Annotated in this window: 17 protein-coding genes; 11 read left to right on the top strand and 6 right to left on the bottom strand. The window is 53.5% G+C overall.

The features are described 5' to 3' along the window. Positions 1-89: 89 nt before the first annotated feature. Together KI228_RS07840 and KI228_RS07835 are read left to right on the top strand one after the other, a co-directional pair. Complete coding sequence (locus tag KI228_RS07840) at positions 90-1391, top strand: MFS transporter (RefSeq protein ID WP_061070344.1); 1302 nt, start codon at positions 90-92, stop codon at positions 1389-1391. Between the two features lie 17 nt (positions 1392-1408). Then, on the top strand, positions 1409-3772 hold the full coding sequence (locus tag KI228_RS07835) for a glycoside hydrolase family 31 protein (protein ID WP_061070345.1): 2364 nt from the start codon (positions 1409-1411) through the stop codon (positions 3770-3772). Between the two features lie 181 nt (positions 3773-3953). Here KI228_RS07835 and KI228_RS07830 read toward each other — a convergent pair whose 3' ends face one another. After that, on the bottom strand, positions 3954-5549 hold the full coding sequence (locus KI228_RS07830) for an ABC-F family ATPase (protein WP_043001266.1): 1596 nt from the start codon (positions 5547-5549) through the stop codon (positions 3954-3956). A 217-nt stretch (positions 5550-5766) separates the two neighbouring features. Between KI228_RS07830 and ldtB the strand changes: the two genes are divergently transcribed. After that, positions 5767-6687 carry a L,D-transpeptidase gene (gene ldtB / locus KI228_RS07825; RefSeq protein ID WP_061070346.1) on the top strand — a complete coding sequence of 307 codons (921 nt, stop codon included), beginning with the start codon at positions 5767-5769 and terminating at the stop codon, positions 6685-6687. 65 nt (positions 6688-6752) lie between these two features. Here ldtB and KI228_RS07820 read toward each other — a convergent pair whose 3' ends face one another. Both KI228_RS07820 and mntR read right to left on the bottom strand, forming a co-directional pair. Beyond that, positions 6753-7862, bottom strand: a complete 1110-nt coding sequence (locus tag KI228_RS07820; RefSeq protein WP_044264246.1) for an anion transporter — start codon at positions 7860-7862, stop codon at positions 6753-6755. Further along, a complete protein-coding gene (gene mntR, locus KI228_RS07815) occupies positions 7859-8332 on the bottom strand; it encodes a manganese-binding transcriptional regulator MntR (RefSeq protein WP_043001268.1) in 474 nt (157 codons plus the stop codon). The genes KI228_RS07820 and mntR overlap by 4 nt, the downstream gene beginning before the upstream one ends. 185 nt (positions 8333-8517) lie before the next feature. Here mntR and mntS point away from each other — a divergent pair, with 185 nt between their 5' ends. Together mntS and KI228_RS07805 are read left to right on the top strand one after the other, a co-directional pair. Next, positions 8518-8646: a manganase accumulation protein MntS gene (mntS, locus tag KI228_RS07810; protein ID WP_043001269.1), complete on the top strand. Its 129-nt coding sequence runs from the start codon at positions 8518-8520 to the stop codon at positions 8644-8646. 277 nt (positions 8647-8923) lie between these two features. Beyond that, positions 8924-10510: a phosphoethanolamine transferase gene (locus KI228_RS07805; RefSeq protein WP_054177083.1), complete on the top strand. Its 1587-nt coding sequence runs from the start codon at positions 8924-8926 to the stop codon at positions 10508-10510. Between the two features lie 64 nt (positions 10511-10574). On the opposite strand, the gene ompX is transcribed toward KI228_RS07805, so the two are convergent. Next, positions 10575-11090 carry an outer membrane protein OmpX gene (gene ompX / locus KI228_RS07800; RefSeq protein WP_043001271.1) on the bottom strand — a complete coding sequence of 172 codons (516 nt, stop codon included), beginning with the start codon at positions 11088-11090 and terminating at the stop codon, positions 10575-10577. A gap of 73 nt (positions 11091-11163) precedes the next feature. After that, positions 11164-11208, bottom strand: coding sequence for a hypothetical protein (locus tag KI228_RS07795; RefSeq protein WP_125340082.1), 45 nt, complete (start codon positions 11206-11208; stop codon positions 11164-11166). A gap of 270 nt (positions 11209-11478) precedes the next feature. Between KI228_RS07795 and rhtA the strand changes: the two genes are divergently transcribed. From rhtA to ybiO, 6 genes are all read left to right on the top strand, one after another. Further along, a complete protein-coding gene (gene rhtA / locus KI228_RS07790) occupies positions 11479-12366 on the top strand; it encodes a threonine/homoserine exporter RhtA (protein WP_043001272.1) in 888 nt (295 codons plus the stop codon). A gap of 309 nt (positions 12367-12675) precedes the next feature. Beyond that, complete coding sequence (gene dps, locus KI228_RS07785; protein ID WP_042320427.1) at positions 12676-13179, top strand: DNA starvation/stationary phase protection protein Dps; 504 nt, start codon at positions 12676-12678, stop codon at positions 13177-13179. Between the two features lie 364 nt (positions 13180-13543). Continuing rightward, complete coding sequence (gene glnH, locus KI228_RS07780) at positions 13544-14290, top strand: glutamine ABC transporter substrate-binding protein GlnH (protein WP_043001273.1); 747 nt, start codon at positions 13544-13546, stop codon at positions 14288-14290. 86 nt (positions 14291-14376) lie between these two features. Continuing rightward, positions 14377-15036, top strand: a complete 660-nt coding sequence (gene glnP / locus KI228_RS07775; RefSeq protein ID WP_043001274.1) for a glutamine ABC transporter permease GlnP — start codon at positions 14377-14379, stop codon at positions 15034-15036. Next, complete coding sequence (gene glnQ / locus KI228_RS07770) at positions 15033-15755, top strand: glutamine ABC transporter ATP-binding protein GlnQ (protein ID WP_043001275.1); 723 nt, start codon at positions 15033-15035, stop codon at positions 15753-15755. Before glnP ends, glnQ begins: the two co-directional genes overlap by 4 nt. A 117-nt stretch (positions 15756-15872) precedes the next feature. After that, entirely contained in the window at positions 15873-18113 is a 2241-nt protein-coding gene (ybiO, locus tag KI228_RS07765) for a mechanosensitive channel protein (RefSeq protein ID WP_043001276.1), read from the top strand. Here ybiO and rlmF read toward each other — a convergent pair. Then, on the bottom strand, positions 18110-19036 hold the full coding sequence (gene rlmF, locus KI228_RS07760; RefSeq protein ID WP_043001277.1) for a 23S rRNA (adenine(1618)-N(6))-methyltransferase RlmF: 927 nt from the start codon (positions 19034-19036) through the stop codon (positions 18110-18112). The two genes, ybiO and rlmF, sit on opposite strands and share 4 nt — an antisense overlap. Positions 19037-19228: the final 192 nt, after the last annotated feature.

Here is a 19228-nt window from a genome sequence, read left to right as displayed (position 1 = left end):
TCATCGCTTAACGCAATAAAAACTAAAGCGATAACCGTATGACATTTTAAACATTCATCCCCCTACCGTCCGTCTTGTGGAGACAGAAAATGAGTCAGGACATCAACAATACGGTTGCGACAAGCAAACCCCGTCGCGTCATAAAAAATCTGCGCTGGTATGTGCTGGTACTTTTTTTACTCGGCGTCACCGTTAACTACATCACCCGAAATTCATTAGGCATTCTGGCACCGGAACTGAAAGAGAGCCTGGGCATCACAACCGAGCAATATTCGTGGATTGTCGGCGCATTTCAGATTGCCTACACCATTTTCCAGCCGTTATGCGGATGGCTGATCGACGTGATTGGTTTGAAAATTGGCTTCATGGTTTGCGCTGGCATCTGGGCGCTCATGTGTATTTTTCATGCCGGTGCCGGAAGCTGGTTGCATCTTGCGTTCCTGCGCTTTTTTATGGGTGCCTCAGAAGCGGCCGCCACCCCAGCCAACGCGAAAACAATCGGCGAATGGTTTCCGAAATCAGAGCGTCCCGTCGCTGCCGGCTGGGCTGGCGTGGGTTTCTCGATTGGCGCGATGCTCGCGCCGCCTATCATCTACTTCGCGCACGCCTCGTTTGGCTGGCAGGGTGCGTTTATGTTTACCGGTGTGCTGGCGCTGGTGTGGGTCGTCCTGTGGTGGGCGTTCTATCACAACCCGGAACAGCATCCGAATCTGAGTAAAGATGAACTGGACTTTATTAAGCAGGATAACGAACCACCAGCCGTCAAGCTGCCTTTCCTGACAGCGTTAAAAACCGTCTCAAAAAACAAACGATTCTATGGTATCGCCATCCCGGCTTTTATGGCGGAGCCTGCCTGGGCCGTACTGAGCTTCTGGGTGCCGCTGTATCTCGCCAAAGAACACGGTATGGATCTGAAGCAGATCGCGATGTTTGCCTGGCTACCGTTCCTGGCCGCCGATCTCGGCAGCGTAGCGAGTGGCTACCTGACGCGTCTGTATACCCGCTGGTTCGGCTGCTCCCGCGTTAACTCGGTCGTAGCCAGTTCCGTGACGGGCGCGTTCCTGATGATCTCTCTGGCCATTGTGGCCATTACCCGCGACCCGTATATCACCATTATCCTGATCTCTATTGGCGGCTTCGGACATCAGATCATCTCCTGCATGCTGAGTGCGCTCGTTGTCGAGTCGTTTGATAAAGGTCAGATGGCCACCGTTAACGGTATGCGCGGTTCGGCGGCGTGGATCGCCAGCTTCCTGTTCTCTCTTTTGATTGGTGTTACGGCTGACAAAATCGGCTTTAACCCCCTCTTCATTGCCATGGGTTTCTTTGACCTGATTGGCGCTGTTTTCCTGGTGGCATTTATTGCTGAACGTCGCGCCAAGCGCGCCTGATCGTGGATGTATTGCATATGAAAACCCTGAAAAACTGGACCCTTGATAAACAATCGGCCACTCACCTTGAACTGGTGGTGGATAAACAGCACCGTCTGTGTCTTTACGTACTGGAAGAAAATCTCTTCCGTGTGCTGATCAAACGCAAAGGTGAACTGGCGCTGGACCGAACCTGGAGCATCGCGCCTGAAAAAGACGTACCGTGGGAAGGTCGGCACCGCGACGACATCAGCGGTTTCAGTTGCCCGGACTGGACGCTTTCACAGCAGGACGATAGCGTGACGGTGTCGACCCAACAACTGCGCGTCACCGTCCATCAACCACTGTGGCTGGAGTGGGAATATCGTAACGATGCCGGCGCCTGGCAGTCGCTGGTCAACGATCGCGCCACCAGCGCCTATCTGATCAACGCCCACGGCGATGGTGTCGCACATTACCTGAGCCGCCGTAAAGACGAACGTTTTTACGGTCTGGGTGAAAAAGCCGGCGATCTGCAGCGTAACGGTAAGCGCTATGAAATGCGTAATCTGGATGCGATGGGTTACAACGCCGTGAGCACCGACCCGCTGTACAAACACATCCCGTTCACTCTCACCCGCCGCGACGACGTGAGCTACGGCCTGTTTTACGACAACCTGAGCAGTTGCTGGCTGGATTTGGGGAACGAGATCGATAATTATCACACCGCTTATCGCCGCTGGCAGGCGGAAGCAGGCGATATTGATTACTACCTGTTTACCGGCAAACGGGTCCTGGACGTCACTAAAGCTTTTGTGCGCCTGACCGGAAAAACGCTGTTTGGGCCGAAGTGGAGTCTGGGCTACAGCGGTTCCACGATGCACTATACCGACGCGCCGGACGCGCAAAACCAACTCATGAACTTTATCCGACTGTGTGAAGAACACGCGATTCCGTGCGACTCGTTCCAGCTCTCGTCGGGATATACCTCAATTAACGGTAAGCGCTATGTCTTTAACTGGAACTACGACAAAGTGCCGCAACCTAAAGTGATGAGTCAGGCATTCCACGATGCCGGGCTGAAGCTTGCTGCCAACATCAAGCCCTGTCTGTTGCAGGATCATCCTCGCTATAACGACGTCGCGGAAAGCGGCCTGTTTATTCGTGATTCAGAAACCGATTCACCGGAACGTTCCAGCTTCTGGGATGACGAAGGATCGCACCTCGACTTTACCAACCCGCAGACCATTCAGTGGTGGCAGAACGGTGTGACGACGCAACTGCTGGAGATGGGCATCGACTCCACCTGGAACGATAACAACGAGTTCGAAGTGTGGGACGGCGAAGCGCGCTGTTACGGCTTTGGCAAGGAAATTGCCATCAAACACATTCGCCCGGTGATGCCGTTACTGATGATGCGCGCCTCGCTGGAAGCGCAACAGCGTTTTGCCCCGGATAAGCGTCCGTATCTGATTTCCCGCTCGGGTTGTGCCGGGATGCAACGTTACGTTCAGACCTGGAGCGGCGATAACCGCACCAGTTGGGATACTCTGCGTTATAACACCCGCATGGGGCTGGGAATGAGTCTTTCCGGGCTGTTCAACGTCGGTCACGATGTCGGCGGATTCTCTGGCGATAAACCCGACGCCGAACTGTTCGTAAGATGGGTACAGAATGGGGTGATGCATCCACGCTTTACCATTCACTCGTGGAATGACGATCATACGGTGAACGAGCCATGGATGTATCCGGGCGTGACGCCAGCCATTCGCAGTGCGATAGTGCTGCGTTATCGGCTGCTGCCCTATCTCTACACCCTGCTCTGGCAGGCGCATGCCGATGACGAACCGATGCTACGTCCGACGTTCCTCGACCACGAGCATGACGCGCAGACCTTTGAAGAATGCGATGACTTCCTGCTAGGCCGCGACCTGCTGGTGGCAAGCGTGGTAGAAGCGGGTCAGCGCGAGCGCCGCGTCTGGCTGCCGGATAACGAAACCGGCTGGTACGATTTTTACACTCACGAGTGGTTCTCTGGCGGTCAGTGGATCACCCGTGATGCGCCGCTGGAAAAACTGCCGCTGCTGGTACGCGCCGGGGCGGGTCTGCCATTAAGCGAGCGTATTACCCATGTCAGTGCCGAAAAAGACGATACCCGGGAACTGATGCTATACCCGGTCAACGGTGTCGGAATGACCTCTGGTCTGCTGTTTGAAGATGACGGCGAGTCATGGGGATATCAGCACGGCAATGCGCTGTGGGTAGAGTGGGAAATGCAATGCGAAGGCGCAACCATTAACCTGAAGGTGAACGCCCGCGGGGATTATCGTCCGGCGTGGAAAGCGCTGAAGGTGTCGTTACCGGCAGGCGAAAGACGCACGCTGTTGGTGAATGGCGTTGAAGAGAGTGAATGGGTGGTGTAGTGCGGGCTGATACCCTAACCCTCTCCTACGGGGAGAGGGAACAGGAGCACGCCTCCTTTCCCTAAGTATTTCGCGCTGCAGGAAGGCGGCAAACCTGTGAATCCCCGGGAGCTTACATAAGTAAGTGACCGGGGTGAACAGGTGAAGCCAACGCATCTGCAGCGTGAAAGACGACGGGAAATTAGTTGTCGATCCCTTTGCTACGCAGGTAGTCTTCGTAGTTGCCGCTGAAGTCCACCACGCGCTCTGGGGTGATTTCCAGCACGCGGGTCGCCAGCGAGCTCACAAATTCACGGTCGTGAGAAACGAAGATCAGGGTACCCTGATACAGCTCCAGCGCCATGTTCAGGGATTCGATGGATTCCATATCGAGGTGGTTAGTCGGTTCATCCATGACCAGAATGTTTGGTTTCTGCATCATCAATTTACCGAACAGCATGCGACCCTTTTCACCACCCGACAGCACCTTAGCTGGCTTTTTGATATCGTCCTGGCTGAACAGCAGACGACCGAGGATGCTGCGCACCGCCTGTTCGTCATCGCCTTCCTGCTTCCACTGACTCATCCAGTCGAAGACCGTCAGATCGTTTTCGAATTCATATTCGTGATCCTGCGCGTAATAACCAATGCGCGCGTTCTCCGACCATTTCACGGTACCGCTGTCGGCGTCCAGATCGCCCACCAGCGTTTTCAGCAGCGTCGATTTACCCACGCCGTTGGTCCCCAGTACCGCCAGCTTTTCACCGACTTCCAGCAGCAGGTTCACGCCTTTAAACAGCGGACCGTTATCAAAACCTTTGCTGATCGCTTCCACTTCCAGCGCGTTACGGAACAGTTTCTTGTCCTGCTCGAAGCGGATAAACGGGTTCTGACGGCTGGATGCCTTCACTTCATCGAGTTTGATTTTATCAATCTGACGGGCACGAGACGTCGCCTGACGAGATTTAGAGGCGTTGGCGCTAAAACGGCTGACGAAGGATTGCAGGTCGGCAATCTGCGCTTTTTTCTTGGCGTTATCCGCCAGCAGACGTTCGCGCGCCTGCGTCGCGGCGGTCATATATTCGTCGTAGTTCCCCGGATAAATTCGCAGTTCGCCGTAGTCGAGATCCGCCATGTGCGTGCACACCATGTTCAGGAAGTGACGGTCGTGCGAAATGATGATCATGGTGCTGTCACGTTCGTTCAGCACCTGCTCCAGCCAGCGAATGGTATCGATGTCCAGGTTGTTGGTCGGTTCGTCGAGCAGCAGAATATCCGGATTGGAAAACAGCGCCTGGGCCAGCAGTACACGCAGCTTCCAGCCGGGAGCGACTTCGCTCATCGGACCGTAGTGTTGCTCTACCGGAATACCAACGCCAAGCAGCAGTTCACCGGCGCGCGCTTCAGCCGAGTAACCGTCCATTTCGCCGTATTTCACTTCCAGATCGGCCACCTTGTAGCCATCCTCTTCGCTCATCTCCGGCAAGGCGTAGATACGATCGCGCTCCTGCTTCACTTCCCACAGTTCACCGTGGCCCATGATCACCGTATCGAGCACCGTGAACTCTTCAAAAGCAAACTGATCCTGGCGCAGCTTACCGATACGCTCGTTCGGATCGAGAGAAACGTTACCCAGCGTCGGCTCAAGGTCGCCGCCGAGAATTTTCATAAAGGTGGATTTACCGCTACCGTTGGCGCCAATCAGGCCGTAACGGTTGCCGCCGCCAAATTTGACGGAAATGTTTTCGAACAGCGGCTTACTGCCGAACTGCATGGTGACGTTGCTGGAAACTAACACGGACGTATCCTAAAGAATATGTGACAAACCGCGTATTATGCCACAAGTCTGAAATAAGATCGCGCCTCGTCGCAAACGACTACACTGGGGTAACAGGAAAAAAATGTGATTTCGTACACATCTGAATTCCCTGTTAACAGGAATGCACATATAATGCGCTCCCAACACTACAGAATTCTCAACCCAACAGCCTGCCAGGCAATGAATCTCGCATAACATGAATATGAAATTAACAACGTTTTTCGCGGCAGCACTCGCGGTCGTCGGCTTTTGCAATACCGCATCCGCTGTCACTTATCCCCTGCCAACGGATGGTAGTCGCGTCATTGGTCAGAATCAGGTGATCACCATCCCGGAAGGTAACACGCAGCCGCTGGAATATTTTGCTGCTGAATACCAGATGGGACTTTCCAACATGCTGGAAGCCAACCCGGGCGTGGATACCTTCCTGCCGAAAGGCGGCACCGTGCTGAATATTCCGCAGCAGTTGATTCTGCCGGACACCGTGCACGAAGGTATCGTGATTAACAGCGCGGAAATGCGTCTGTACTACTACCCGAAAGGCACCAATACGGTGATCGTCCTGCCTATCGGTATTGGTCAGTTAGGTAAAGACACGCCTATCAACTGGACCACCAAAGTAGAACGTAAGAAAGCCGGTCCGACCTGGACGCCAACCGCGAAAATGCACGCTGAATATCGTGCCGCAGGTGAACCGCTGCCTGCCGTTGTTCCGGCAGGTCCGGATAACCCGATGGGTCTGTACGCGCTGTACATTGGGCGTCTGTACGCCATTCACGGCACCAACGCCAACTTCGGTATCGGCCTGCGCGTGAGCCACGGTTGCGTGCGTCTGCGTAACGAAGACATCAAATTCCTGTTCCAGAATGTGCCTGTTGGCACGCGCGTACAGTTTATCGATGAGCCGGTAAAAGCAACCACTGAGCCTGATGGCAGCCGTTACATCGAAGTTCACAACCCACTGTCGACGACTGAAGCGCAGTTTGAAGGCGGCGAAATCGTACCGATTACCCTGTCGAAGAGCATTCAGAACATCACCAATCAGGCCGATGTTGACCAGAACGTGGTAGAGCAAGCGATTCAGAACCGTTCAGGGATGCCTGTTCGTCTGAATTGATACGAATCTGGACAATATAAAGGGCGGATAATTTTTCCGCCCTTTTTTGTTGATTCTATTTGGGATTATCTCAGCAGTAACAGCCCATACCCCACCAACGCCGCCCACACCAGCATCGGCAGTGAATAGAGATGAAAGCGCCACCAGATGCGTCGGTCGTTTGCCATCCGTAGCGCAATCAAATTCGCCAGCGATCCCGGCAACAAACCAAATCCACCGATGTTGACCGCCCATGCCAGCAGCACGGTCGGAGGCACGTAATTCAGCAGTAAGATGGTGCCGGGAACATTGCTGATAAACTGCGACAGACCAATTGCCGTCAGCCACAGGCCGGGTTCAGACAGCGAGCCGACGTGACTTAACGTTCCCTGCAATGCCGGCAGTTGCGTCAGTAGATGAACATCAATAAACATCGCCATAAACACCAGCAACAGCGTCCAGTCAACGCTCAACACCACACGCCGCGCCAGTAACAGAAACCCCAGCGCGACAATCGCCAGCCCTACCAGCTCTTGTTTGAACTCCAGCGCCGTCAGAAAAACGAGGTACAGCCCCAGACACCCCCATACCAGTCGCGGCTGCCATTGCGGCGCATGCGTGCCGGTGTGGTACGACAGCGGCTTATTAGGGAAGCAGAACCAGCACACGACCAGCAGCGTCACCATCATCGCAACGGCAAGCGGCGCCATCTGGCTGATAAAGGCAAAAAATGAGAGACCAGAACGCCCCCACAGCAAAATGTTTTGTGGGTTGCCGATGGGCGTTAACAGCGAGCCAGCATTCACGGCCAGCGCTTCAAAAATAATCAGCCGGTTGACCGGTATCGCACACAGCTTCTTCAGCGTAATGGTCAGCGGCACAACGATAAAAAGCGCGACGTCGTTGGTCAGAAAAGTGGAAAGCAGCGCCGCTGCCAGCACCATGAACATCGCCAGACGGCGCTCAGTCGCAAAGCGGCGGGTCATTTTACGTCCCAGCACATCGAAATAGCCGCTAAGCTCCACGCCTTTAGTCAGCAACATCAGGCCGCTCAGGATGATAATGGTGTGCCAGTCAATAGCGCCAGGCCACGTCCGTGGCGTGAACGGCACCCACAGACTCAACGCCACGCCAACGACAATCAATAGCTGAAAAAAACGGTCGCGTTTCAACGCCCGCAATAAAGGCAGGTTCATTCAACGGAAGTTCCGTGTTGTTCGGTAAACAGCCGGAATGCGTCCAGCGTCTCCTGACTGACATGATGCTCCATCCCCTCAGCATCGCGACGGGCTATCTCAGCGCTCACCCCCAGCACCAGCAGGAAGTTCTCCACGATCTGATGGCGCTCACGGCTTTCCTGCGCCAGCTTCTCCCCTTCCGGGGTTAAGAAAACGCCGCGCCAGGGGATCATTTCGATCAATCCCACCGAGGCCAGGCGTTTGAGCATCTTCGCCACCGTGGGTTGGGACACCCCGAGCCGGGCCGCCATATCCACCTGACGCGCTTCACCGACTTCGATAATCAGATCAGAAATCAACTCAACATAGTCGTCAATCAGCTCACGCCGATGTGCCTCTCTCACCTGACGAAACCCTTCGACGTGTTCTTCAACGTTCACTAACTGCGTCACTTTTTTTGTTGTTGGCATACCTGCGCGACGACTCATTCTGCTTCCTCATTCCTGTGACGCGTTAACAGCATCTAATTGGAGAGCGTCCATTGTAAACCAGAGTTGCCCAGGCACAAAAAATTAACGTTTTAGCAATAGCTATATAATATAGCCTGTGCTATATCTGTATGTAATGCAGTCATCTCTCACGGATCGAGGGACCAGAACGTCAGGAGGTCAATATGAACGAGTTTAAGAGGTGTATGCGCGTGTTTAGCCACTCTCCCTTTAAAGTCCGGTTAATGCTGCTCTCAATGCTGTGCGATATGATCAACAGCAAACCTGAGCAGGATAAGCCCTCGGATAAATAACGCGGCGTCGCGGTACGCCGCGTCATCTGGCTGTCATCTACGGCCGTTACACTTCTGCTTATGTCAAAATAGCCCTTCTTTTTGTCGGATTTGCTAACCCCTTCGCAAAACAATTTCTGTCTGCCCGTTGACCTTCACATTCACACGCTCTATCTTCTTGCAGCCCTGCCTAACTTGCGGCTCGCAGATGCGGACCTCTTTCCCTCTTCACGCACTCTCAGCAGGTAATGACCCTTGACGCCAGGGTAAGCACATGGCGTTTTTACGATAGTGGCATATGAATTTAACCGTCAAAGACTCACTTCTTGCTCGCAGCCGGGCCCTTAGCCCGTGGACTGGCTTTTATGTTCTGCAGTCGCTGCTGATCAACCTGGCGCTGGGCTATCCGTTTAGTCTGCTGTATACCCTTGCCTTCACCTGCATATTGCAGTTGCTCTGGCGGAGCGCGCCGAAAGCGCAGAAGGTGCTGATCGGCGTGTGTTCGCTGGTCGCCGCCTGTTACTTTCCTTTCGGCCAGGCCTACGGATCGCCAAACTTTAATACGCTGCTGGCTCTGCACTCGACCAATATGGAAGAGTCCACGGAAATCCTGACGATTTTCCCCTGGTATAATTACCTGATGGGGGTGTTTATCTTTGCTCTTGGCGTGATCGCCGTGCGTCGCAAACCTGACGAAGAGAAGAAACGCTGGAATAAATATGACAGCCTGTGCCTGCTGTTCAGCGTCGTGGCTTTTTTTGTCACCCCCGTACAGAACCTGGCCTGGGGCGGCGTGTTTAAATTAAAGGATACCGGCTATCCGGTGTTCCGTTTCGCCAAAGACGTCATCGTCAATAACAATGAAGTCATTGACGAGCAGGAGCGCATGGCGAAGTTAGCCAGCATGAAAGACACCTGGACTGTCACCGCCGTGAAGCCGAAATATCACACCTATGTGGTGGTGATCGGTGAAAGCGCTCGTCGTGATGCGCTGGGGGCGTTTGGCGGGCACTGGGATAACACTCCGTTTGCCAGCAGCGTTAACGGCTACCTGTTTGCCGATTACGTCGCGGCCAGCGGGTCAACGCAAAAATCGCTCGGGCTGACCCTCAACCGGGTCGTTGATGATAAGCCGCAGTATCAGGACAACTTTGTCACGCTGGCAAACCGCGCCGGTTTCCAGACGTGGTGGTTCTCGAATCAGGGACAAATCGGCGAATACGATACCGCTATCGCCAGTATCGCAAAGCGGGCTGATGAAGTGCATTTTCTTAAAAACGGTGACTTCGAGGCGGACAAAAACACCCAGGACGAGGCGCTGTTAAAAATGACCGCACAGGTGCTGGAAACGGAACGCACCCAGCCGCAGCTGATTGTCCTGCATCTGATGGGGTCTCATCCACAGGCCTGCGATCGGACAAAAGGCAAGTACGACACGTTCGTCCAGTCGAAAGAAACCTCCTGCTATCTCTATACCATGACTCAGACCGACGACCTGCTGCGAAAACTGTACGATCAGCTCCGCAACAGCGGCGACAGTTTCTCGCTGGCGTATTTCTCCGATCACGGTCTCGCCTTTAAAGAGCGTGGGAAGGAAGTGCAGTATCTGGCGCATGACGACCAGTTCCAGCAAAACTTTCAGGTCCCGTTTATGGTGCTCTCCAGCGATGACAAAGCGCATAAAGTCATCAAAGCGCGGCGCTCCGCCAACGACTTCCTTGGCTTTTTCTCACAGTGGACAGGGATCAGTGCAAAAGAGATTAAGATGAAGTACCGGTTTATCTCTGAACAGAAAGCCGGGCCGGTGTATATCACCAATTTCAAATTGCAGAAGGTGGATTATAACCACCTGGGAACCGATATCTTTAGCACCAAATCGCGATAACCTATTGAAATACATCCAAAAAAAATCCGCCTCTTGAGGCGGATTTTTTATATCACTGACGTGATTAGAAGCGGTAACCGACGCCTGCGATCCAGGTGCCAACGTCAACGCTACGAATACGGCTCTGCTCGTAAGAGAAGTCCAGAGCAACGTTTTCGATCGGGTTGAACTGCACACCTGCGCCATAAGAGAAACCATAATCGCTGGTGTCATCTTTATGCGTCGGATAGTTGGTGTCCTGGAATTTACCGTAGCCCACACCCACAACACCGTAGATGCTTGCCCAGTCGTTCAGACGGTAAGCCGGACCAGCAGTGATACCGTAGTACTGAGTTTTGTTGTAATCGCCTGCACCGTTAGTACGATCTTTTTCGGTGTAAGTGAAGGAACCGATTACGCCCAGCGGGTTGTTGTCCTGCTCATAGCGATACTTCAGGTTGAAACCGTTCATTTTGTTCGCCGCGCCCTGAGCATCGCTCTGAGCATAACCACCGGTAACGGTAGACGTTGCAGCGACAGCGGAACCTGCGGAGATAGCCAGAACAGCGGCCAGTGCTGAAAGACATGCAATTTTTTTCATAACCACCTCAAATGTGCTTCAAATAAATCCTAAGTGTTAAATATATCAAAAATTGATGAGAAACTCTTTGCGATTAGTGATGTCTAACGGGCAATTTCATGTAACAGAACGTTTCCATCAATCGCTATCTCTTTCAATTAACATCACTTTTCCAGATATTTGCCCCATTATTACGCGCATAATAAAGGACATTCATCCAGATTATTCCTAATCTGCCAGCGCATTAATCCATCAATTTGCCGCCATTTTACGGCTTTCCAGAAATTTTTTTTCAACGAAGACTCAACCGTAGATGGTTATTTCCATTACACTGCCTCTTTTACTTTTCTATACACAAATCAGGCAAGTTGCTGGATGGCGTGTATCTACAGTTATGTCGGGAGAACGGATGCCAGGGTCGTCACGTAAAACGCCAGTTTGGCTGCCTGTTTTAGTACTGCTTATTGCCATGGCCTCAATCCAGAGCGGCGCATCGCTGGCAAAATCATTGTTTCCGCTGGTTGGCGCGCCCGGTGTCACCGCTCTCCGTCTGGCGTTAGGCACGCTGATTCTTATTGTCTTCTTCAAGCCATGGCGTCTGCGGTTTGCCAAAGAGCAGCGTCTGCCGCTGCTTTTTTACGGCCTGTCGCTGGGGGGAATGAACTACCTCTTCTATCTGTCGATTCAGACGGTCCCGCTGGGGATCGCTGTCGCGCTGGAGTTTACCGGGCCGCTGGCGGTCGCCCTGTTCTCTTCGCGACGCCCCGTTGATTTTATCTGGGTGGTACTCGCGGTTCTCGGACTCTGGTTCCTGCTGCCGCTGGGTCAGGACGTTTCGCATGTCGACCTGTTCGGCGCCACCATGGCACTGGGCGCAGGCGCCTGCTGGGCTATCTATATTCTCAGCGGACAACGCGCCGGCGCTGAGCACGGCCCGGCCACTGTCGCGATAGGTTCGCTGATTGCGGCTCTGGTTTTCGTCCCACTTGGGGCTGTGCAGGCCGGGGAAGCGCTCTGGCACTGGTCTGTCATTCCGCTGGGTCTGGCGGTTGCGGTACTGTCGACGGCGCTCCCCTACTCGCTGGAGATGATTGCCTTAACCCGTCTGCCTACGCGCACCTTTGGCACGCTGATGAGTATGGAACCCGCACTAGCCGCACTGGCAGGTATCCTGTTTCTGGGCGAAACGCTCACGTTTGTCCAGTTGCTGGCGCTTGGCGCGATCATTGCCGCCTCGATGGGCTCGACGTTGACCATTCGACGGGAAAGCAAAATAAAAGAGGTTGATGTAAATTAATTTTACATTTCTGCATGGTTGCATAACCATGCAGAATATCTTCCCGCTGTTTTCCCTGTATTTTCCTGATATTTCCCCACCGTCTATCTGCCCCGTACCGACTATTTATCCGCCTTCTCATGTCGCCATCAGAATATTGTTACCGCTGGTCTAACTCTTGCGCAACCACATGAATAGTAATGCAATTAAATAACGATGGTGTTAAATACTATTAAAGCGATAGGCAGAGCCAGAAAAGCAGGAATCATAACCGGTGCTATACTGAATCTCGTAAATTACTGGGACATAACATCAAGAGGATATGAAATTATGAGTACCGCTAAATTGGTAAAAACAAAAGCGTCCAATCTGCTTTATACCCGCAACGATGTCTCTGACAGCGATAAGAAAGCAACGGTTGAGTTGCTGAATCGTCAGGTGATCCAGTTTATCGACCTGTCACTGATCACCAAGCAGGCCCACTGGAATATGCGTGGGGCTAATTTTATTGCCGTCCATGAGATGCTGGATGGCTTCCGTACGGCATTGACCGACCATCTCGATACCATGGCAGAGCGTGCCGTACAGCTGGGCGGTGTGGCGTTGGGGACTACGCAGGTTATTAATAGCAAAACGCCGTTGAAAAGCTATCCGCTGGACATCCATACCGTTCAGGATCATCTGAAAGAACTGGCAGACCGTTATGCTGTCGTCGCTAACGATGTGCGTAAAGCCATCAGCGAAGCGAAAGACGAAGATACCGCCGATATCTTTACCGCCGCATCCCGCGATCTCGACAAATTCCTGTGGTTCATCGAATCCAACATCGAATAATCGCCTCATAAGTATTCCCTCTACAACCCTCGCCACGGCGGGGGTTTTGCACTTTTATGGTGCACCACATCGTCACCACTCCGTCGTAAAGTAAAATATTTGTAATAATCACCTCACACAATCGTTAACGAAAGATTGTTTTATCAACGATCTTTGCGCTAAATAGGCAGACCGTTCACGCCCCCTCCAGGCTGCACTAAATCAGTGCCCCAGAATGGTGCAAAAAGCGAGTTTTGCTCCGAGACCTGTGCACAAGCGTGCAGTCCCCTCTTGTTAAAACAAGGGGTTGCAAAACTGGCACGATTTTTTCATTACATTTATCGTTCTCGCAGGGGATCGCCCCGTGGATAAAAAAGGAAATGCTATGAAGTCTGTATTAAAAGTTTCACTGGCAGCACTTGCTCTGGCTTTTGCGGTGTCCTCTCATGCCGCGGATAAGAAACTGGTTGTCGCAACTGACACCGCGTTCGTGCCGTTTGAATTCAAACAGGGTGACAAATACGTTGGCTTTGATGTGGACCTGTGGGCCGCCGTAGCAAAAGAACTGAAGCTGGATTATGAACTGAAACCGATGGATTTCAGTGGCATTATCCCGGCGCTGCAAACCAAAAACGTTGACCTGGCGCTGGCGGGCATCACCATTACTGACGAGCGCAAAAAAGCGATCGATTTCTCTGACGGTTACTACAAAAGCGGTCTGTTAGTGATGGTGAAAACCAACAATAACGACGTAAAAAGCGTAAAAGATCTGGACGGTAAAGTGGTCGCGGTGAAGAGCGGTACTGGATCCGTTGATTACGCCAAAGCCAACATCAAAACGAAAGATCTGCGGCAGTTCCCGAACATCGATAACGCCTATATGGAACTGGGTACCAACCGCGCAGACGCGGTTCTGCACGATACGCCGAACATCCTGTATTTCATCAAAACCGCAGGTAACGGCCAGTTCAAAGCGGTGGGTGAATCACTGGAAGCGCAGCAGTACGGTATCGCATTCCCGAAAGGCAGCGACGAACTGCGCGAGAAAGTGAATGGCGCGCTGAAAACGCTGCGTGACAACGGTACTTATAACGAAATCTACAAAAAATGGTTCGGTACTGAACCTAAATAATAATGGCTTTGCCTTCAGATGTTGCCCGGAGGCGCTAAGCGTACCGGGCATTTGATTTTTTTTCACCACGGTAACAGGAACAACATATGCAGTTTGACTGGAGCGCCATCTGGCCCGCCATTCCGATCCTGCTTCAGGGCGCCAAAATGACCCTGTGGATCTCCATCCTCGGTCTGGCTGGCGGGATCATCATCGGCTTGCTGGCGGGTTTAGCCCGAACTTATGGCGGCTGGATAGCCAATCACGTCTCTCTCGTCTTCATTGAAGTCATCCGCGGCACGCCGATCGTCGTCCAGGTGATGTACATCTATTTCGCCCTGCCGATGGCTTTCCCGGACTTGCGCATCGACACCTTCAGCGCCGCCGTTATCACGATCATGATTAACTCCGGAGCCTATATCGCGGAAATCACCCGTGGTTCGGTCCTGTCGATCCATAAAGGATTTAGCGAAGCGGGTCTGGCGCTGGGTCTTTCCCGTCGGGAAACCATCCGTCATGTGATCATGCCACTTGCGCTGCGTCGTATGCTGCCTTCGCTCGGTAACCAGCTCATCATCAGTATCAAAGATACATCGCTGTTTATCGTCATCGGCGCGGCGGAACTGACCCGCAGCGGTCAGGAAATTATTGCCGGCAATTTCCGTGCCCTGGAAATCTGGACCGCGGTGGGTGTTATTTACCTCATCATCACGCAAGTCCTGAACATCGTGCTTCGTAGTCTGGAAAGAAGGATGAAAATCCTGTGATTGAATTTAAAAACGTCTCAAAGCATTTTGGCCCGACCCAGGTGCTGCATAACATTGATCTGAGCATTAAGCAGGGCGAAGTGGTGGTGATTATCGGGCCATCGGGTTCCGGTAAATCCACGTTATTGCGCTGCATAAATAAACTCGAAGAGATTACCTCCGGCGATCTGATCGTTGATGGGCTAAAGGTCAACGACCCGAAGGTCGACGAGCGTCTGATCCGTCAGGAAGCCGGGATGGTGTTCCAGCAGTTCTATCTTTTCCCTCATCTGACCGCGCTGGAAAACGTCATGTTTGGCCCGTTGCGCGTTCGTGGGACGAAGAAAGACGCTGCCGAGAAGCAGGCAAAAGAGCTGTTGGCGAAAGTGGGTCTGGCCGAGCGCGCTCACCACTATCCGTCTGAGCTTTCCGGCGGTCAGCAGCAGCGTGTGGCGATTGCCCGCGCCCTGGCGGTGAAGCCGAAGATGATGCTGTTTGATGAACCGACCTCTGCACTCGATCCGGAACTGCGCCACGAAGTACTGAAAGTGATGCAGGATCTGGCGGAAGAAGGGATGACGATGGTCATCGTTACGCACGAAATCGGCTTTGCCGAAAAAGTCGCCTCACGCCTGATCTTCATCGATAAGGGTCGTATTGCCGAGGACGGTAATCCGCAAACCCTGATTGAAAACCCGCCAAGCCAGCGTTTGCAGGAGTTCTTGCAGCACGTTTCCTGACGGCCTGCCTCCCTTCCATCTGGAAGGGAGGTTTCTCTACGACTCTTCCCATTTCGAATCGCCGCGCCTCCAGCCACTATACTTATCTCTTTGTTCTGTTTTCTCACTGGAGGAGTCATGCGGTGGATCCTGTTCATCCTCTTTTGCCTGCTGGGCGCACCAGCCCAGGCGGTAACCATTCCCGGTGTCACAACCGGCGCTGATGCTGACGCGCAAACAACACCTGCGCCCGAACCTGATGTCGAGCAAAAGAAAGCGGCCTACGGAGCGCTGGCCGACGTACTGGAAAATGAGACATCGCGCAAAGAATTGATTGACCAGTTGCGTACCGTTGCCGCCACGCCACCGCCGGAACCGGTGCCTAAAATCACCCCGCCGGTGGTTGTGGAGGAAAAAACGGTACTGGAGAACGTTACCGATCTCAGCCGCCATTACGGCGAAGCCCTGTCTGGCCGCTTTGCCCAGCTCTATCGCAACATCACCGATGCGCCACACAAGCCCTTTAACAGCCAGACCTTCAGTAATGCCCTCAGTCACTTTCTGATGTTGGCCGCTGCGGTGTTCGGCTTCTACTGGTTGATTCGTCTGTGTATGTTGCCGTTGTACCGTAAAATGGGAAACTGGGCGCGGAAGAAGAACCGCGAGCGCAGCAACTGGCTCCAGCTACCGGCAATGATCGTTGGCGCCTTTATTATTGATCTGCTTCTGCTGGCGCTTACCCTGTTTGTCGGTCAGTTGTTGAGCGACAGACTGAACGCGGGCAGTCGCACCATCGCGTTTCAACAAGGACTGTTTCTGAACGCCTTTGCCCTGATCGAATTTTTCAAAGCCATTCTGCGACTGATCTTCTGTCCGAACGTGGCGGAACTGCGGCCTTTTACCATTCAGGATGCCAGCGCCCGCTACTGGAACCGGCGACTGAGTTCGCTGAGCAGTCTGATTGGCTATGGCCTGATCGTCGCTGTTCCGATTATTTCCAATCAGGTGAACGTACAGGTCGGTGCGATGGCCAACGTGGTCATCATGCTGTGTATTACGCTGTGGGCGCTGTACCTGATTTTTCGTAACAAGAAAGAGATTACCCAGCACCTGCTGAATCTTGCGGAACGATCGCTGGCCTTTTTCAGTCTGTTTATTCGCGCCTTTGCTCTGGTCTGGCACTGGCTGGCAAGCGCCTATTTCATCGTCCTGTTTTTCTTCTCCCTGTTCGACCCCGGCAACAGCCTGAAGTTTATGATGGGGGCGACAGTGCGCAGTCTGGTGATCATCGGCATTGCGGCCTTCGTTTCCGGAATGTTTACCCGCTGGATCGCCAAAACCATTACCCTCTCCCCGCATACGCAGCGCAATTATCCCGAACTGCAAAAGCGGCTCAACGGCTGGCTTTCTACCGCATTGAACGTGGCGCGGATCCTGACGGTGTGTGTCGCCATCATGCTGCTGCTGAACGCCTGGGGACTGTTTGATTTCTGGAACTGGCTGCACAACGGCGCCGGTGAGAAGACGGTTGATATTCTGATCCGCATCGTGCTGATTCTGTTTTTCTCCGCAGTAGGCTGGACACTGCTTGCCAGCCTGATCGAAAACCGGCTGGCTTCCGATATTCATGGCCGTCCTCTCCCCAGCGCGCGTACCCGCACGCTGTTAACGTTGTTTCGTAACGCACTGGCGGTGATCATCAGCACAATCACCATCATGATCGTACTTTCGGAAATCGGCGTTAACATCGCCCCACTGCTGGCCGGGGCCGGGGCGCTGGGGCTGGCAATTTCCTTTGGTGCGCAAACGCTGGTGAAAGATATTATTACCGGGGTCTTTATTCAGTTTGAAAATGGCATGAATACGGGCGATCTGGTGACCATCGGGCCGTTAACCGGTACGGTAGAACGCATGTCGATTCGCTCCGTTGGCGTACGCCAGGACACCGGGGCGTATCATATTATTCCGTGGTCATCGATCACCACCTTTGCCAACTTTGTCCGCGGCATTGGCTCGGTGGTCGCCAATTACGATGTGGATCGTCATGAAGATGCTGATAAGGCCAATCAGGCGCTGAAAGAGGCGGTCGCTGCGGTAATGGAAACCGAGGACGTTCGTGGGCTGATTATTGGTGAGCCGTCGTTTGCCGGGATTGTCGGATTAACCAACACGGCATTTACGCTACGGGTATCGTTTACCACGCTGCCGCTGAAGCAGTGGACGGTTCGCTTCGCGCTGGACAGTCAGGTGAAAAAACATTTCGACCTGGCGGGCGTTCGTCCACCGGTGCAGACCTGGCAGTTTCTGCCCGCCGCGCCAGCGGCAGCCACAACACCGGCCACACCGCCGTCGCGGCCACCCGGCGAGCCGACGCTCTAGCGCTTACGCGCGCTAAAACGACGGCGCTGGTCGTCGTCCATAAAGGTCCAGGCAATAAAGCGGCTCTGCTTTTGCCCCTGGGCCATCTCTTTTTTCACCACCTTGACCGCTCCCACGTCAGTCAGCGCACGATAGAGCGGCGGCAGGTTTTCGCCGCGTGACACCAGCGTGGTAAACCACATGACCTGACGGCCAAAAGCCTGACTTTCGGAAATCATCGTTTTGATGAACGCGACTTCCCCCCCTTCGCACCACAACTCCTGCTGCTGACCGCCGAAGTTCAGCGCATCATCTTTGCTCTGTCCGAGGTTGCGACGTTTGCGCTCGCTTCCTGCACGAGCAGAGGCGGCGGAATCATGGAACGGCGGGTTGCACAGCGTCGCATCATATTGCTCATTTTTATGAATAATGCCGTTAAAAATAGCCGCTGGGGTTTTCTGACGACGCAGGCGAATGGCGCGCGTCAGCCCTGGATTGGCGCTGATAATGGCCTGCGCGCTGGCTAACGCCTGCTCATGCGTCTCACTGCCCGTAAAACGCCAGCCATACTCATGCACGCCGATCAGCGGATAAATACAGTTCGCGCCCACGCCAACATCCAGGATTGTGGCCTGAGTTGGCACACTTCCCGTTGTCTCTGCAAGCAGATCGGCCAGATGGTGGAGGTAATCGGCACGCCCAGGAACAGGCGGACACAGAAACCCTTCAGGAATATCCCAATTTGCCACCCCATAGAAATGCGCCAGCAGCGCCTTATTCAAGGCCTTTACCGCCAGCGGATTGGCAAAATCAACGCTTTGTTCGCCTGCGGGGGTCAGGACGAGATACTGCGCCAGCTCAGGCGTGCCTTTGCAGAGCGTGGCAAGATCGTAGCGACTGTGGTGACGGTTGCGCGGGTGTAAGCCCGGTTTCTGGGGGGACATAGCATTCTCCTTTTAACAGCGGCGTAAGATACCCGCATAACGCAACGCGGTAAACCGGGTTGATAACAAACGGGCGCTTCTCTGCAGCGCATCTGCGCGCGAAATGGGGTGAAGTGGCGCAAATCGCCCAAATATCAATGATATGTATGTCATTGATTTGTCAACATACGCCAATATTTTTCGTTCAAATTT

The organism is Citrobacter amalonaticus (assembly GCF_018323885.1).
GTDB classification, from domain to species: domain Bacteria; phylum Pseudomonadota; class Gammaproteobacteria; order Enterobacterales; family Enterobacteriaceae; genus Citrobacter_A; species Citrobacter_A amalonaticus.
The sequence above is the reverse complement of the archived record's forward strand: the minus strand, read 5'-3'. Positions and strand labels throughout refer to the sequence as shown.

Coding starts and splice junctions, on each gene's coding strand:
- KI228_RS07835 (WP_061070345.1), top strand. CDS start 1,409: ATGAAAACCCTGAAAAACTGGACCCTTGATAAACAATCGGCCACTCAC.
- glnH (WP_043001273.1), top strand. CDS start 13,544: ATGAAGTCTGTATTAAAAGTTTCACTGGCAGCACTTGCTCTGGCTTTT.
- KI228_RS07820 (WP_044264246.1), bottom strand. CDS start 7,862: ATGAACCTGCCTTTATTGCGGGCGTTGAAACGCGACCGTTTTTTTCAG.
- mntS (WP_043001269.1), top strand. CDS start 8,518: ATGAACGAGTTTAAGAGGTGTATGCGCGTGTTTAGCCACTCTCCCTTT.
- mntR (WP_043001268.1), bottom strand. CDS start 8,332: ATGAGTCGTCGCGCAGGTATGCCAACAACAAAAAAAGTGACGCAGTTA.
- ompX (WP_043001271.1), bottom strand. CDS start 11,090: ATGAAAAAAATTGCATGTCTTTCAGCACTGGCCGCTGTTCTGGCTATC.
- KI228_RS07805 (WP_054177083.1), top strand. CDS start 8,924: ATGAATTTAACCGTCAAAGACTCACTTCTTGCTCGCAGCCGGGCCCTT.
- ybiO (WP_043001276.1), top strand. CDS start 15,873: ATGCGGTGGATCCTGTTCATCCTCTTTTGCCTGCTGGGCGCACCAGCC.
- ldtB (WP_061070346.1), top strand. CDS start 5,767: ATGAATATGAAATTAACAACGTTTTTCGCGGCAGCACTCGCGGTCGTC.
- KI228_RS07840 (WP_061070344.1), top strand. CDS start 90: ATGAGTCAGGACATCAACAATACGGTTGCGACAAGCAAACCCCGTCGC.
- glnP (WP_043001274.1), top strand. CDS start 14,377: ATGCAGTTTGACTGGAGCGCCATCTGGCCCGCCATTCCGATCCTGCTT.
- dps (WP_042320427.1), top strand. CDS start 12,676: ATGAGTACCGCTAAATTGGTAAAAACAAAAGCGTCCAATCTGCTTTAT.
- rlmF (WP_043001277.1), bottom strand. CDS start 19,036: ATGTCCCCCCAGAAACCGGGCTTACACCCGCGCAACCGTCACCACAGT.
- rhtA (WP_043001272.1), top strand. CDS start 11,479: ATGCCAGGGTCGTCACGTAAAACGCCAGTTTGGCTGCCTGTTTTAGTA.